Below are 12,294 nucleotides of genomic sequence, written 5' to 3'. Positions count from 1 at the left end.
CGAACGTAGGGGCGGCTTCGATCGAACCGTCCTCCAGCTGAACGGCGACATGGCGAGCCAACCTGTAGGCGAAATCTGTGCGGCAATGTAGTCAGGCCAGCGGGCAGATCTGGTTCAATCGCCGGTGCCGGTTTCGAAGAGGATCCGGCCGTTCAGGGCGATGACCATGTTGCCGTCGGGTCGCAGGATCAGAACCGCGCCGGGGTTGCCGGCTGTGCCGCTGCTGAAGGCGGTTCCGTTGTTCGCGTCGTAGAGGACCAAGTGGCCGTCGTTCTGCATGACGAGCTTGACGCCGTTCTTGGTGCCGGTCTGCCAGACGGTGCGGCCCTGATCCTGCAGAACGAGGTTGCCGCCGGTGGTCACCGTGAGGCGCAGGCGGTTGGTCGACCAGCTCTGCCCGGTGGTGAGGACGCTGGTGGCGGCGATGACCTCTTCCTCCCAGCGGGGTGTCTTCGCCGGCGGGCGGGTGGTGCGCGGCGGGGTTGACGTCGGCGTCGGCGTCGGCGTGGCCCTCTTGGCGGGCGCTGAAGTGGTGGACGGCGGCGGCGTTGTCACCGGCGGCGGCAGCAGCGGGATGGCCAGCGAGGGGAACGCCGTGGGGACGGGCGCGGGCGTGGGCGCCGCGGCCTGAGGGCTCGGCTCGTCGTCGTGGGCGATCCAGAAGCCGGCGTACCCCGCGGCTCCCATGCTCAGGATGACGGCGGCCACCAAAGCGATCGCCGCCCGGTTGACCTCGCGGCGATCGTTGTCGGTCATGCGTCCTTCCAGGGCGGGGGCTGGTCACGACGCTACGTCGGGTCGCCGTCGCCGGGATCGACCGCTCGGCCGGATGATCACGTCGGACGGACCGGGTAGTCAGGCTGTCTGCTAACCAGGTAGCCTGCCTACTCATGACTCCACGGCCCTGGCTGCACGGGTTTCTTGATCTCTGTCTGCTGGCGATGCTGCGGGAACGGGCCGACTACGGCTACGGGCTTTCGCAACGACTGGCGGCGGCCGGTGTGGCCGACGTCCCCGGTGGCACGCTCTATCCGGCGCTGCTGCGGCTCGAGGAGCAGGGGCTCGCCACTCCCAGCTGGGCCCCGTCCGAGGCCGGCCCCCGTCGCAAGTACTACGCGATCACCGACGCCGGGCGGGAGCTGCTCGATGGTCAGGCCGCCGACTGGCGCCGGTTCCGCGACGGCGTCGACGCGCTGCTGAGTGCCAGCGAGGTCTCCCGTGACTGACTGGCCGCAGGCCTTCGAGGCCGAGCTGTTGCGCCTCGGGGTGCAGCCCGGGCGGGCCCGGCGACTCGCCGACGAGACCGCGCAGCAGGCCGCCGAGACCGCCGGCGTGCCGGCCGAGATCTTCGGGCCCGCGCACCTCTACGCCCGCCATCTGGTGGCTGAGCTCAGCGCGCCGGCTGCGCTTTCCCCGCGTACGAGATATGAACCCGGACCGGTCATGCTGAGCCTCACCGGAGTGAGCAAGCGCTATCGCCGTCAGACCGTCTTCACCGGCGTCGACCTCACCGTGCGCGGGGGAGAGGTGGCCGCGATCGTCGGCGCCAACGGCTGCGGCAAGTCCACGCTGCTGCGCATCTGTGCCGGCCTGACCAGGCCCAGCGGCGGCACGGTGAAGCGCACCCGGCGGGTCGGTTTCGTCCCGCAGGACGGCGGCACAGCCGGCTGGCTGACCGCGGAGGAACACTTCACGCTGTTCGGCGCGGCGGCGGGCATGGTGCCGGGACGGGCCCGCTCCACCGGCGTGCACCTGGCCACCCGTCTCGCCTGGCGACCGGGCCGGCAGCAGCGGGCCCAGCAGATGTCCGGCGGCACCCGGCAGAAGCTCAACCTCGTGCTGGGCGAGCTGCACGCACCCGACCTGCTGCTGTTGGACGAGCCCTACCAGGGCTTCGACCAGGGCACCTATGTGGACTTCTGGCAGCAGGTGTTCGCCTGGCGCGACGCCGGCCGGGCCGTCGTGGTGGTCACCCACCTGCTGCACGACCTGCAGAACGTCGACCACGTGCTCGATCTGGGGGAACGATGACGACACTCGTGGTGGCCACGCTCTCGGCGCGGGAGGTCAGGCGGCGCTGGGCCGCGCTGGCCCTGGTGATCGCTTTGCCGTTCTGGTTCTATCTCGTACGCCGGGACGCCACCGGCCAGTCGATGCGCATGCTGACACTCGGCATCGGCTGGGCGATCTCGACGCTGACGCTGTTCGTGGTCAACGCCTCCCGCGGGGTCGACCCTCGCTTGCGCCTGACCGGAGCGTCGGTGGTCAGCATCATCGGCGGCCGCCTGCTTGCCATGACCGGCGTCGGAGTGGCCCTGGCCGCCGGCTACTGGTTGCTGGCCTGGCTCGACCAGGACGTGCTGCACCCGTGGGCGGCCGCGCTGATGATGCTGGTCTCGGCGGTGGTCGCGGCCCCGCTCGGCAGCTTGATCGGCGCGTTGCTGCCGCGCGAGCTCGAGGGCGCGCTGGCTCTGCTGAGCGTGGTGGCCGTGCAGATGCTGGCCGACCCCGCCGGCCTCACCGCCAAGCTGATGCCCTTCTGGTCGGCGCGCGAAATCGGCACGTACGCGGTGGACGGCGGTTCCGCGGAAATGGTGCTCCACGGTCTGGCGCACGCGGGCCTCACCTGGTTGATCTGCGCCGGGGGCACGCTGGCCGTGTTCCAGTGGCGCCTGCGCCTGGCCCGCTACCCGGAGCCGTGATCCAGCGTCAATATGGGGTCATGAGCCGTCAGTGGTCAGTGCTGGGAGTTCCGTCGAGTGCCGGGGCGCACACCCCCGGTCTGGAGCAGGGGCCGGCCGCGTTGCGCGCGGCCGGATTGGTCAACGATCTGCGGGCCGGCGGCCTTGACGTCGACGACCACGGTGACGTTCCGGGCTTCCGGTGGTGCCCCGATCCGGCCCGGCCCAACGGCCAGAACGCCGCGGCGGTGGCCGCTGTCGCCGAAGACGTGGCGGTCGCCGTCGCGGGTGTTCTCGCTATTGGGCGTACGCCATTGGTCGTGGGCGGCGACTGCAGCATCACCGTCGGTGTGATGGCCGGATTCGCCCGGGCGGCGCGCGATCCGGCACTGCTCTATATGGACGGTGGCCCCGACCTGTTCACCCCCGACAGCCGAGCCAACGGCAACCTGGACGCCATGGGCGTTGCCCACCTGCTGCGCCTTCCCGGCCACCTGCCCGAGGTGGCTGCCGTCGGCCCGCCGCTCACACCCGACCGCGTGGTGTCCTATGGGGACGCTCTGCCCGCCGACGGCCCGGACCACGAACGTGACCTGCTCGAAGAGCTGTCCATCACGCGAATCACGGCTCTCGACGTGCACAACGACGCGCACGCCGCGGCGACCAAGGCGCTGGCCGCGGCCGAGTCCGCCGGCGAATCGTTCGTTCTGCACTTCGACGTGGACGTGCTCCGCTTCGCCGACATGCCGATCGCCGACGTGCCCGACTCGGGCGGCGACCCCATCGGCCTGTCCCTGCACGAGGCCATGACCAGCGTGTCCGTCTTCGCCCGGAGCCCGCGTCTGGCCGCCCTGGTGCTCACCGAGGTGAACCCCGATCATGCACCCGATCCCGACGTTCTGAGCGACTTCACCACCGCCCTGGCCACCGCCCTGGCCGTGAAAAGTGAAGTGTGACCCGCGGCACAAACGGTCAGTCAAGATCAGCCGAAAGTACGTATAAGCCTCTCGGTGTCCCCTACGTCCGATATGCCACGATCTGTGGCGTAAGGCAGGAACCACTTGGAGGTTGAGATGAGCAAGACAGCTCGGATGTTCACCATGCTGGGCCTGGGCCTGATGGCGGGCGCGACGATCGGCGCCGGCCCGGCGCTCGCCGCGGGCAGCGCGGACGCGCCGGCTGCCAAGCCCGCGACCACGACGAAGGTCCAGAAGCACGGGGACCGCGACCGGATCGCCGGTTACTTCCGCACGCGGGGCGCCTGCGAGCGGGCCGGCCGCATCGGCGAGATCCGCGACCGCTGGGACGACTACGACTGCGACCGGGTGCGCTTCGGCTTCAAGCGCGGCCTGTGGGCCCTCGAGGTCGAGCAGAACTGGCGTGGCGGCGGCCACGGTCACGGCCCGTTCGGTGGCCACCACGGCGGTCACGGCGGCCACCACGGTCACGGCCCGCGCCGCTGACCTGAGTCACAACCGGCTGGAGAGCTCGGCGGCTGCGGCGCCCCGAACCGTCGCGGCGTGAGCCACCCGGCCTGACCGGTAGCGGAATCGAGAGTTCCGTCCATGCTCTCGATTCCGCGCCGGGAACCACCCCGGTGCTCGGGCCGCATCGCCTCGGTGCGGCCCGAGCTCGTACCGGGAAAGAAGCTCAGACCCGGCGCAGAACCGTGACCACCTTGCCGAGGATGGTGGCGTCGTCGCCCGGGATGACGTCGTAGGCCGCGTTGCGCGGAACCAGCTGGATGTGGCCGCCGACGCGCTGGAAGACCTTGACCGTGGCCTCGCCGTCGATCATCGCGGCCACGATGTCGCCGTTGTCGGCCACCTGCTGCTGACGCACCACCACGGTGTCGCCGTCGCAGATCGCCGCCTCGATCATCGAGTCGCCCTTGACCTTGAGCGCGAACAGCGTGCCGTGGCCGACCAGGCTCAGCGGCAGGTTGAGCTCTTCGTCGACGTGCTCGTCGGCCAGGATCGGCGTGCCGGCCGCGATCGTGCCCAGCACGGGAACGGGCACATTGGCCTGCTCACCCGGGGTGCGAACGTCGATCGCGCGGGAGCCGCGGGCCCCGCGCCGGATGTAGCCCCGCTCTTCGAGAACCTTGAGCTGATGGGCCACTGACGACGGCGAGTCGAGCCCGACGGCGGCGCCGATCTCGCGGATGGTCGGTGGATAGCCGTGCTGGTCGATCCACTCGCGGATCATCGAGTGGATCTGCCGTTGACGCTTGCTCAGGGGCACGTCGTCCGTGGACATGCGAGGATGATACTACATTCTTCGATCATCTGTACGACTCGAACGGGTGAGCATCCACAACCGTCAGCTCGGCCGGCGCTGAGCCGGAATCTGCGGCTCGTCCTCACGCCCCGGCACGGTGGCCTTGCCCTTGGCCGGCAACCGCACGATCTCCGTACGCTCACCCGGCGGCTCGACGGTCCCGGGCCGCACGACCTGCGTACGCTCCGGGTCGAACCGGATCACCTGGGTCTCGTCACCGCCGATGTCGCCCGTGTGGCTCAGGGCGGCGGTGTTCTGCCCCGCCGCCCGCCCCGGGTGGACAGCCATGTCGGCCGGCGGCTCCGGCGCCACCACATGCAGTGGAGCAGCCAGTTCGGCGACGCGCACCAGATGCGTACGCTCCGGGTCCGCCTCGTTGAGCGCCTGAGTGCCGTTCCCGTCGACCACCGCGATGGGCTGCGTCCGGTCCGGATCGGGCGCGTCGAACGACCGGGTGGTCTCAACGTCGTCCGACGACACGATGGTGATGGCGTGGGTGCGGTCGGGGTCGGGCGCGGTGAGTGACCGGGTCGTCTCTTCTTCATCGTCCGACGACACGACGGTGATGGCCTGAGTGCGGTCGGGGTCGGGTGCGCTCAACGACCGCGTGGTCTTCTCGCCGACAAGCCGCCGCTCGGTGCGGAGTTCAATGGTGTGCGTCCGGTCCGGGTCGGGCGCGCTCAGCGACCGGGTGACCTCGACCTCGGAAAGGTCGGGCCCCGATACGTCGGGCGCGGCCGCCGTCGCCCGCGCCCGGACGGGCTCGTTGACCGTCCCGGGCTCTTGTCCGTCGGCCGGGGTGACTTGCAGCTTGGTGGTCAGCTCGCCGATGTGGATGGCCCGGGTCCGATCCGGGTCCGGCGCGTCGAGCGACCGGGTTTCCTCCAACTCCGGCGGCACGGCCCGCGTGTTGGGCGCCGGCTTGGCCCGCCCCACAACGAACAGATCCGCGAACTCGTCGTCAGGCAACCCGCCGTCGGCCGGCTCCTCGTCAGCGGGCTCGTCTTCAGAGGGCGACGCGTTTTCGGGCGCGCTGACCTCGGCTGCTTCCGCTTTGCCGGCGGTCTCGACCGGCTCCGCAGCGAGATCAACCGTCGCGTCCTCCGGCTCGGCCTCCGACCGACGGTGATCGTTGGTTTCGCCATGCTGTTTCGCGCCGTCGACGTCCGCGTCAGAAGCAACGGTCTGTTCGAGGGTGAACTCTGTTGTGGCTTCCTCTTGCTCGGCTGCCGGCTGGGACGGGTTGGCGGCCTGACTGGCGCTGTTGCTCTCGGTGGCGGGGTCGCCGACCTCATCGTGCGTCGCTTCGACGACACCGTCCTTCTCCACCGCAGCCGTCGCGAGTGCGACTGCGGCATCCGATTCTTCGACAGCGGACGGGGCCTCGCCGACGGGCTCGGAGGCGAGCTTGTTCTGCGCGTCAGAGTCGGCGGTCGCAAGCTCGGAGGCCGATGCCTCGACATGGCCCAGTGTCTCGGCCGGCTCGGTGGCGAGCCCGGCCGTGCGATCCCGCTCTTCGGTCTCGGAGCGCGCCTGATGGTCGGCCTCGATCGACAGCGCCGCGTCGTCGATTACTTGGCTGTCGGCTGATTCCGGTGCTACCCCGGCGACCGCGCTGCTCGAGTCGTTGTCTCGAGTGTCGGCCGTCGGCGACTCGGAGGGCTCTGGCGCGACCGCAATGCCGACGCCCAATTTGTCGCCGGCCTCGGCGTCCGTCGGGTTGAGGATCTCGGGCTCGGCCGGCGGCGGCGTGACGGTGGCGAACCTGGTCGACGCCTGGCCGTTGGAGAGCGCCGCCACAGTCGCTGCCTCGTCCCACGAGACGACGACAGCCGTCTGCCGCTCCTCCCGGACGGTCAGCAGCGCGATGGTCGCCTCGTCCTCGGGCGCCACGTCGACAACCTCGCCAATTTTGAACGGCTCCTCGGCCGCCAGCGCCGCAACCACCGCCCGACCCTCGTCGGATGCGGCGGTGTCGTCGGCGGGAGCCGTCGCGACCGGCGTGCTTTCGACGGTTTTCTCGTCCTCGTCGAGCGGAACCGACTTGCCGGCCGAATCCGGTGCGCTTTCGACGGGTGTCGCCGGTGCCGTTCCGGCGGTTTCCTCGTCGGCCGGGTCGCGCTCTGCCGCCGTACCGGAAACGGCTTCGCCGACAACGGGCGTGCCCGCAGTCGGTTCTTCCGAAGGCAGAACCGTAGTGGCGTCCGGATCGATTGATGGGCCCGGCACCACCACCGTGGTGTCGTTGGAAATCGGCTGCGCCGGAACGGCCGGCGGCATGGCGACGTGTCCCCGGGCGCGGCCCAGCTGCCCGATCAGCGGCAGCACCGGCGGCTCGTACCGGGCCCACCGGCGCGCACTCAAAGCCGTACAGATCAAAGGAAGCGCCAGCAAGGCCGCCAAGCCGTATCCCGGCCGGCTGATATCGAAGCCGTCCTTGGCCACCGCCTGCGGCCAGATTCCCGCATATGCCTCAGGCGCCGCCAAGGCCCACGCCGATATGCCGAGAAAGGCGAGCCCGCCGAGCAACGGCCCGGCCGGCGAGATCGGCGCGAACAGCAGAATGGCGTACGCCGCCCCGGCCAGCACCAGCAACAGCAACCCGGCCACCGATTCGACCGCGAAGTCGCCGCGCCCCCGGGCGGTCAGATCGTGCGTGAAACCCACGCCCGCGAGCACCCACACCGCCGGGGCCAGCACGAGGGCGTACAAGATCGACCTGAAGTGGCGCACGCTTCTACTCCCCGGACGCTGGTTGCCCGTCGCACCGTACCGTCGCCGGGCAACCGGGCGGAAGCACGACGTAACGTACGCCGCATGAATGAGCAGCTCCCCGGCGCCGTCCCACCAGTCATTCCCGGGTCACCCTGAGCCGCATCATGACCGCGATAGACGTCAATCTGTACGGCACCGTGCACGGCGGTGTGCTGATGAAGTTCGTCGACGACGTGGCCGGCGCCTCGGCCGCCCGGCACAGCGGCGGCACGGCCGTCACGGCGGCCATCGACGAGATCGTGTTCGTCGAGCCGGTGCGGGTGGGCGACCTCGTGCACGCGTACGCCCAGGTGAACTGGACCGGCTCGAGCTCGATGGAGGTGGGGGTCAAGGTCGTCGCCGAGCGGTGGGACGTGGTGCCCAACGAGCCGCTGACGGTGGCCACCGCGTACCTGGTGTTCGTGGCGGTGGACGTGTCCGGCCACCCTCGCAACGTCCCACCTGTGTTGCCGGAGGACGTTGAGGACGAGCGCCGCTTCCGCGAGGCTCTTATCCGGCGCGAGCATCGTCTGGCCCGCCGGGCCGCGATCCAGCGGGCCCGGGCCGAGGAGGAGAAGGCTGAGTGAACGTTAAGGTGTGGGCATGACGGGCGCAGTGTTGTGGGAGCCGCCGGCCGACGTCCGTGAGACGTCCCGGATCGGGCACTATTTGTCCTGGCTGCAGCGGGAGCGCGGGCTGGCTTTCGCCGACTACGCGGCACTCTGGCAGTGGTCAGTCGACGACCTGCCGGCGTTCTGGCAGTCGATCTGGGATTACTTCGAGGTTGTCGCCCACACCCCGCCGTCGGGCGTGCTGCCCGGGGGCGCCGCGATGCCGGGCGCCCAGTGGTTCCCCGGCGCCACGCTCAACTACGCCGAGCACGTGCTGCGCATGCCGGGCCGGGCCGACGACGATCCGATCGTGCTCGCCTATTCGCAGAGCCGCGAGGCCACCACGCTGACGGCGGCTGAGCTTCGCGAGCGCGTCCGTGCCGTCCGGGCCGGTTTGAAAGCGCGCGGCATCGGGCCCGGTGACCGGGTCGCCGCCTACGCACCGAACATTCCCGAGACGTACGTGTTGATGCTCGCGACCGCCAGTCTCGGCGCGGTCTTCTCGTCGTGCGCCCCGGAATTCGGCGTGCGCAGTGTGATCGACCGCTGGCAGCAGATCGAGCCCACGCTGCTGGTCGCCGTCGACGGCTATCGCTACGGCGACAAGGCTGTCGACCGTCGCGACGAGGTTTCGGCCATCACGGCTGCCCTCCCTTCCCTGAAGCACGTCATCACCATCGGCTACCTCGATCCCACCCGCGACACGTTCGGCGACCTCACCGGCGACGAGCCCATGGCCTTCGCGCCGGTGGCCTTCGACCATCCGCTCTATGTGTTGTACAGCTCGGGTACGACAGGTTTGCCCAAGCCGATCGTCCACGGCCACGGCGGCATCCTGCTCGAGCACCTGAAGATGCTGGCCCTGCATCACGACCTCGGCCCCGGCGACCGGTTCTTCTGGTTCACCACCACCGGCTGGATGATGTGGAACTTCCTGGTCAGCGGCCCGGCCGTGGGCGCCTCGATCGTCCTGTTCGACGGCAACCCGGCCCACCCGGACATGTCGACCCTGTGGGACCTCGTCGACGAAGCCGGCATCACCTATTTCGGCACGTCGGCGCCCTTCCTCATGGCCTGCCGCAAAGCCGGCCTGACCCCGCGCAAAGACGGCCTCAAGGGCATCGGCTCGACCGGCGCGCCCCTGCCACCCGAAGGCTTCGACTGGGTCTATGAGGCGGTGGGCAAGCGGCTGCAATTGCAATCGCTTTCCGGTGGTACGGATGTGTGCACCGGCTTCGTCGGGTCGGTGCCCATGCTGCCTGTGGTCGAAGGCAAAATCGCGTGCCGTGCCTTGGGCGCCCGCGTCGAGGCGTACGACCCCGCCGGCCACCCGGTCATCGACGAATTGGGCGAGCTGGTCATCACCGCCCCCATGCCGAGCATGCCGGTCGCCTTCTGGAACGACCCCGACGGCAGTCGCTATCGCGAGGCCTATTTCGACTACTACCCCGGCGTCTGGCGGCACGGCGACTGGATAACCATTGCCACCGACGGCTCCTGCGTCATCACCGGTCGCTCCGACGCAACGCTGAACCGCGGCGGCGTACGCCTGGGAACTTCCGAGTTCTATTCGGTGGTCGAAAGCCTTCCCGAAATCGCCGACTCGGTTGTGGTCCACCTGGAAAAGGACGACAACCCCAACGGCGAACTGCTGCTGTTCGTGGTGCTGACCGAAGGCATCGAACTCGATGATTCCCTGCGCAAACGCATAGCCACCGAACTGCGGGCGTCGTTGTCCCCCCGCCACATCCCCGACGAAATTCACGCCGTACGAGCGGTCCCGCGCACACTCTCGTCGAAGAAACTGGAAGTGCCGGTCAAGCGCATCCTGACCGGCACCCCGGTCGAGTCGGCCGCCGCCAAGGGCGCCCTGGCCAACCCGGAGTCACTGCTCGCCTTCGAAGACCTGGCCCGCAAACGCCACTAGCCGACGACCAGCGACACCTTCTCCGACTCGGCGCGTGAGTCGATCTTCGTACGGTCAAGATCGGCGCACAGCACGATCGAGGCGCCGGCGACCAGCGGGGCCAGCAGCCAGTCGATCGGATCCGGGTGGGTGGTCGCGTCGATCAGCACTCGGCTGCCGGGCGCGATGGTGAGCTCGGCGGCCCGTCCGGTGGCGGCGGCCAGCGTCTCGGCGTGGCTGCGGCCGTTCAGGGCTGAATCGGTCTCGTTCACGGGTGCGCCGGGGAAGTAGTCGCCGAACTGGCGTACCTCGAGGACGAAGTCGGCGAAGCCGGGAGGCAGTTCGCGCAGGGGCATCGCAAACGGCAGCAAACCCGTCGCGTACCGGTCTGGGGCTTTTGTCGTTGTGCTCGGATCGGCCGCGCCGGAAGCGGCGGCGAAAAGGGCGTCGGCCGACTCCGGCGCGGTCGTCTGCGCCTCGACTCCGGCCGAGAAGATGCCGAGCAGGATCGCGGCGGTCTGCCAGTGCGGCGGCAGCGTGACGGCGGCGGTGTCGCCGTTGCCCAGCCCGAGCCCGTCGACCAGCAGGTTCGCGGTCTTGGAGACCCAGTTGTCCAGGGTCGCTCCGGACAATTCGGTGCGGTCGCCGCTGGCGTCGTCGTAGAACGTCAGCAGCGGGCTGGCCGGGTCGCGGCGGACCGCGGCCGCCAGCACCTGCGGGATCGTTGTCTGCACCGTCTCCACGATAGTGGCGTGACGCTGAGTGACCGATCCTGAACGGGCGATGAGAACCACGAAACGCTTGGAACAAGGCGGTGTCGCGGTCACGTGCCCGATGCGATCCCGGCGTACGCTTGCCAGTGGTCTGAATTACAACCTCTTTGGGAGTTGCCTCGTGACCGCCGGTCGCCCCCCGCGAGTGCTCGTCGACGCCACCAGCGTCCCCGCAGACCGAGGAGGAGTCGGCAGATACGTCGACGGCTTGCTCGGCGCCCTCGGGCGGATCGACCCGGACAGGGTCGACCTGGCCGTCGTGGCCCAGCGTTCGGATGCGGAGCGTTACAGCCGCATGCTGGACAACCGGGCCGAGGTGATCGCCGGCCCGGCCGCGGTCGCGCACCGGCCCGCCCGGCTGGCGTGGGAGCAGACCGGCTTGCCGCTGCTCGCCCAGCAGGTCGGCGCCCAGGTGCTGCACTCGCCGTTCTACACGTGCCCGCTGCGCGCCGGCTGCCCGGTGACGGTGACCGTGCACGACGCGACGTTCTTCACCGAGCCCGAGCACTACGACAACACCAAGCGCACGTTCTTCCGCAGCGCTATCAAGACGTCGCTGCGCCGCGCGGCCCGGGTCATCGTGCCCAGCAAGGCCACTCGGGACGAGTTGATCCGCCTGCTCGACGCCGACCCGACCCGCATCGACGTGGCATACCACGGCGTCGACCAGGCCGCCTTCCACGCGCCGACCGAGGAAGAGAAGGCCCGCGTACGCGCGCGGCTCGGCCTGACCGACGCGGGTTATGTCGCCTTCCTCGGCGCCAAGGAGCCCCGCAAGAACGTGCCCAACCTGATCCGCGGCTGGGCCCGCGCCGTCGCCGACTGGCCGCACCCGCCCGCGCTGGTGCTGGCCGGCGGCCAGGGCCACGACGACGAGATCGACCGCGCCGTGGCCGAGGTCCCGTCCCACCTGCGGCTGCTTCGCCCGGGCTATTTGCGGTACGCCGATCTGCCGGGCTTTCTGGGCGGGGCCCTGGTCGCCTGCTACCCGTCCTTCGGCGAAGGTTTCGGCCTGCCCATCCTCGAGGCGATGGCCTGTTCGACGCCGGTGCTCACCACCCCGCGGCTGTCCCTGCCCGAGGTGGGGGGCGACGCGGTGGCCTACACGACAGAAGATCCTGACCGAATCGCCACCGACCTGGCTGACCTGCTGCACGACGAGCCGCGACGCCTCACGTTGGCCAAGGCGGGGTTCGACCGTGCGAAAGAGTTCACCTGGGCGTCCAGCGCGGAGGTACACGTCACAACCTGGAAACGGGTCGCGGCCCTCTGACCTTTACACTCTGTGC

General features: G+C 69.8%; 12 protein-coding genes. 8 read left to right on the top strand and 4 right to left on the bottom strand.

The annotated features are described in order from the left end of the window. Positions 1 to 114 precede the first annotated feature (114 nt). Positions 115 to 756, bottom strand: coding sequence for a hypothetical protein (locus tag OWR29_RS33470; protein ID WP_267567381.1), 642 nt, complete (start codon positions 754 to 756; stop codon positions 115 to 117). 134 nt (positions 757 to 890) lie between these two features. On the opposite strand from OWR29_RS33470, the gene OWR29_RS33465 reads away from it, so the two are divergent. The 5 genes from OWR29_RS33465 (at position 891) to OWR29_RS33445 (ending at position 4,144) form a co-directional block, all read left to right on the top strand. Next, positions 891 to 1,226, top strand: a complete 336-nt coding sequence (locus OWR29_RS33465; protein WP_267567380.1) for a PadR family transcriptional regulator — start codon at positions 891 to 893, stop codon at positions 1,224 to 1,226. Next, on the top strand, positions 1,219 to 2,031 hold the full coding sequence (locus tag OWR29_RS33460; protein WP_267567379.1) for an ATP-binding cassette domain-containing protein: 813 nt from the start codon (positions 1,219 to 1,221) through the stop codon (positions 2,029 to 2,031). Before OWR29_RS33465 ends, OWR29_RS33460 begins: the two co-directional genes overlap by 8 nt. Next, entirely contained in the window at positions 2,028 to 2,702 is a 675-nt protein-coding gene (locus OWR29_RS33455; protein WP_267567378.1) for a hypothetical protein, read from the top strand. The genes OWR29_RS33460 and OWR29_RS33455 overlap by 4 nt, the downstream gene beginning before the upstream one ends. A 20-nt stretch (positions 2,703 to 2,722) precedes the next feature. Continuing rightward, entirely contained in the window at positions 2,723 to 3,637 is a 915-nt protein-coding gene (locus OWR29_RS33450) for an arginase family protein (RefSeq protein WP_267567377.1), read from the top strand. 117 nt (positions 3,638 to 3,754) lie between these two features. Then, the gene (locus OWR29_RS33445) at positions 3,755 to 4,144 is read left to right on the top strand and encodes a hypothetical protein (protein WP_267567376.1); all 390 of its coding nucleotides are present in this window, start codon (positions 3,755 to 3,757) and stop codon (positions 4,142 to 4,144) included. A 187-nt stretch (positions 4,145 to 4,331) separates the two neighbouring features. Here OWR29_RS33445 and lexA read toward each other — a convergent pair whose 3' ends face one another. Together lexA and OWR29_RS33435 are read right to left on the bottom strand one after the other, a co-directional pair. Beyond that, positions 4,332 to 4,940 (bottom strand): transcriptional repressor LexA, encoded by a 609-nt coding sequence (lexA, locus tag OWR29_RS33440; RefSeq protein ID WP_267567375.1) that lies wholly within the window; start codon positions 4,938 to 4,940, stop codon positions 4,332 to 4,334. 63 nt (positions 4,941 to 5,003) lie between these two features. Continuing rightward, entirely contained in the window at positions 5,004 to 7,694 is a 2,691-nt protein-coding gene (locus tag OWR29_RS33435; RefSeq protein WP_267567374.1) for a hypothetical protein, read from the bottom strand. Positions 7,695 to 7,840: 146 nt separating this feature from the next. On the opposite strand from OWR29_RS33435, the gene OWR29_RS33430 reads away from it, so the two are divergent. Together OWR29_RS33430 and OWR29_RS33425 are read left to right on the top strand one after the other, a co-directional pair. Continuing rightward, positions 7,841 to 8,302, top strand: coding sequence for an acyl-CoA thioesterase (locus tag OWR29_RS33430; protein WP_267567373.1), 462 nt, complete (start codon positions 7,841 to 7,843; stop codon positions 8,300 to 8,302). A gap of 16 nt (positions 8,303 to 8,318) precedes the next feature. Beyond that, positions 8,319 to 10,253, top strand: coding sequence for an acetoacetate--CoA ligase (locus OWR29_RS33425; RefSeq protein ID WP_267567372.1), 1,935 nt, complete (start codon positions 8,319 to 8,321; stop codon positions 10,251 to 10,253). On the opposite strand, the gene OWR29_RS33420 is transcribed toward OWR29_RS33425, so the two are convergent. Continuing rightward, positions 10,250 to 10,966 carry a TIGR03089 family protein gene (locus tag OWR29_RS33420; protein ID WP_267567371.1) on the bottom strand — a complete coding sequence of 239 codons (717 nt, stop codon included), beginning with the start codon at positions 10,964 to 10,966 and terminating at the stop codon, positions 10,250 to 10,252. The two genes, OWR29_RS33425 and OWR29_RS33420, sit on opposite strands and share 4 nt — an antisense overlap. A 160-nt stretch (positions 10,967 to 11,126) precedes the next feature. On the opposite strand from OWR29_RS33420, the gene OWR29_RS33415 reads away from it, so the two are divergent. Beyond that, on the top strand, positions 11,127 to 12,278 hold the full coding sequence (locus OWR29_RS33415; RefSeq protein ID WP_267567370.1) for a glycosyltransferase family 4 protein: 1,152 nt from the start codon (positions 11,127 to 11,129) through the stop codon (positions 12,276 to 12,278). Positions 12,279 to 12,294: the final 16 nt, after the last annotated feature.

The sequence above is a fragment of the Paractinoplanes pyxinae genome (assembly GCF_026626335.1).
GTDB lineage: Bacteria > Actinomycetota > Actinomycetes > Mycobacteriales > Micromonosporaceae > Actinoplanes > Actinoplanes pyxinae.
Note: the sequence above shows the minus strand (reverse complement) of the source record. Positions and strands in the feature narration are given on the sequence as shown.

Coding starts and splice junctions, on each gene's coding strand:
- OWR29_RS33450 (WP_267567377.1), top strand. CDS start 2,723: ATGAGCCGTCAGTGGTCAGTGCTGGGAGTTCCGTCGAGTGCCGGGGCG.
- OWR29_RS33455 (WP_267567378.1), top strand. CDS start 2,028: ATGACGACACTCGTGGTGGCCACGCTCTCGGCGCGGGAGGTCAGGCGG.
- lexA (WP_267567375.1), bottom strand. CDS start 4,940: ATGTCCACGGACGACGTGCCCCTGAGCAAGCGTCAACGGCAGATCCAC.
- OWR29_RS33445 (WP_267567376.1), top strand. CDS start 3,755: ATGAGCAAGACAGCTCGGATGTTCACCATGCTGGGCCTGGGCCTGATG.
- OWR29_RS33425 (WP_267567372.1), top strand. CDS start 8,319: ATGACGGGCGCAGTGTTGTGGGAGCCGCCGGCCGACGTCCGTGAGACG.
- OWR29_RS33465 (WP_267567380.1), top strand. CDS start 891: ATGACTCCACGGCCCTGGCTGCACGGGTTTCTTGATCTCTGTCTGCTG.
- OWR29_RS33430 (WP_267567373.1), top strand. CDS start 7,841: ATGACCGCGATAGACGTCAATCTGTACGGCACCGTGCACGGCGGTGTG.
- OWR29_RS33470 (WP_267567381.1), bottom strand. CDS start 756: ATGACCGACAACGATCGCCGCGAGGTCAACCGGGCGGCGATCGCTTTG.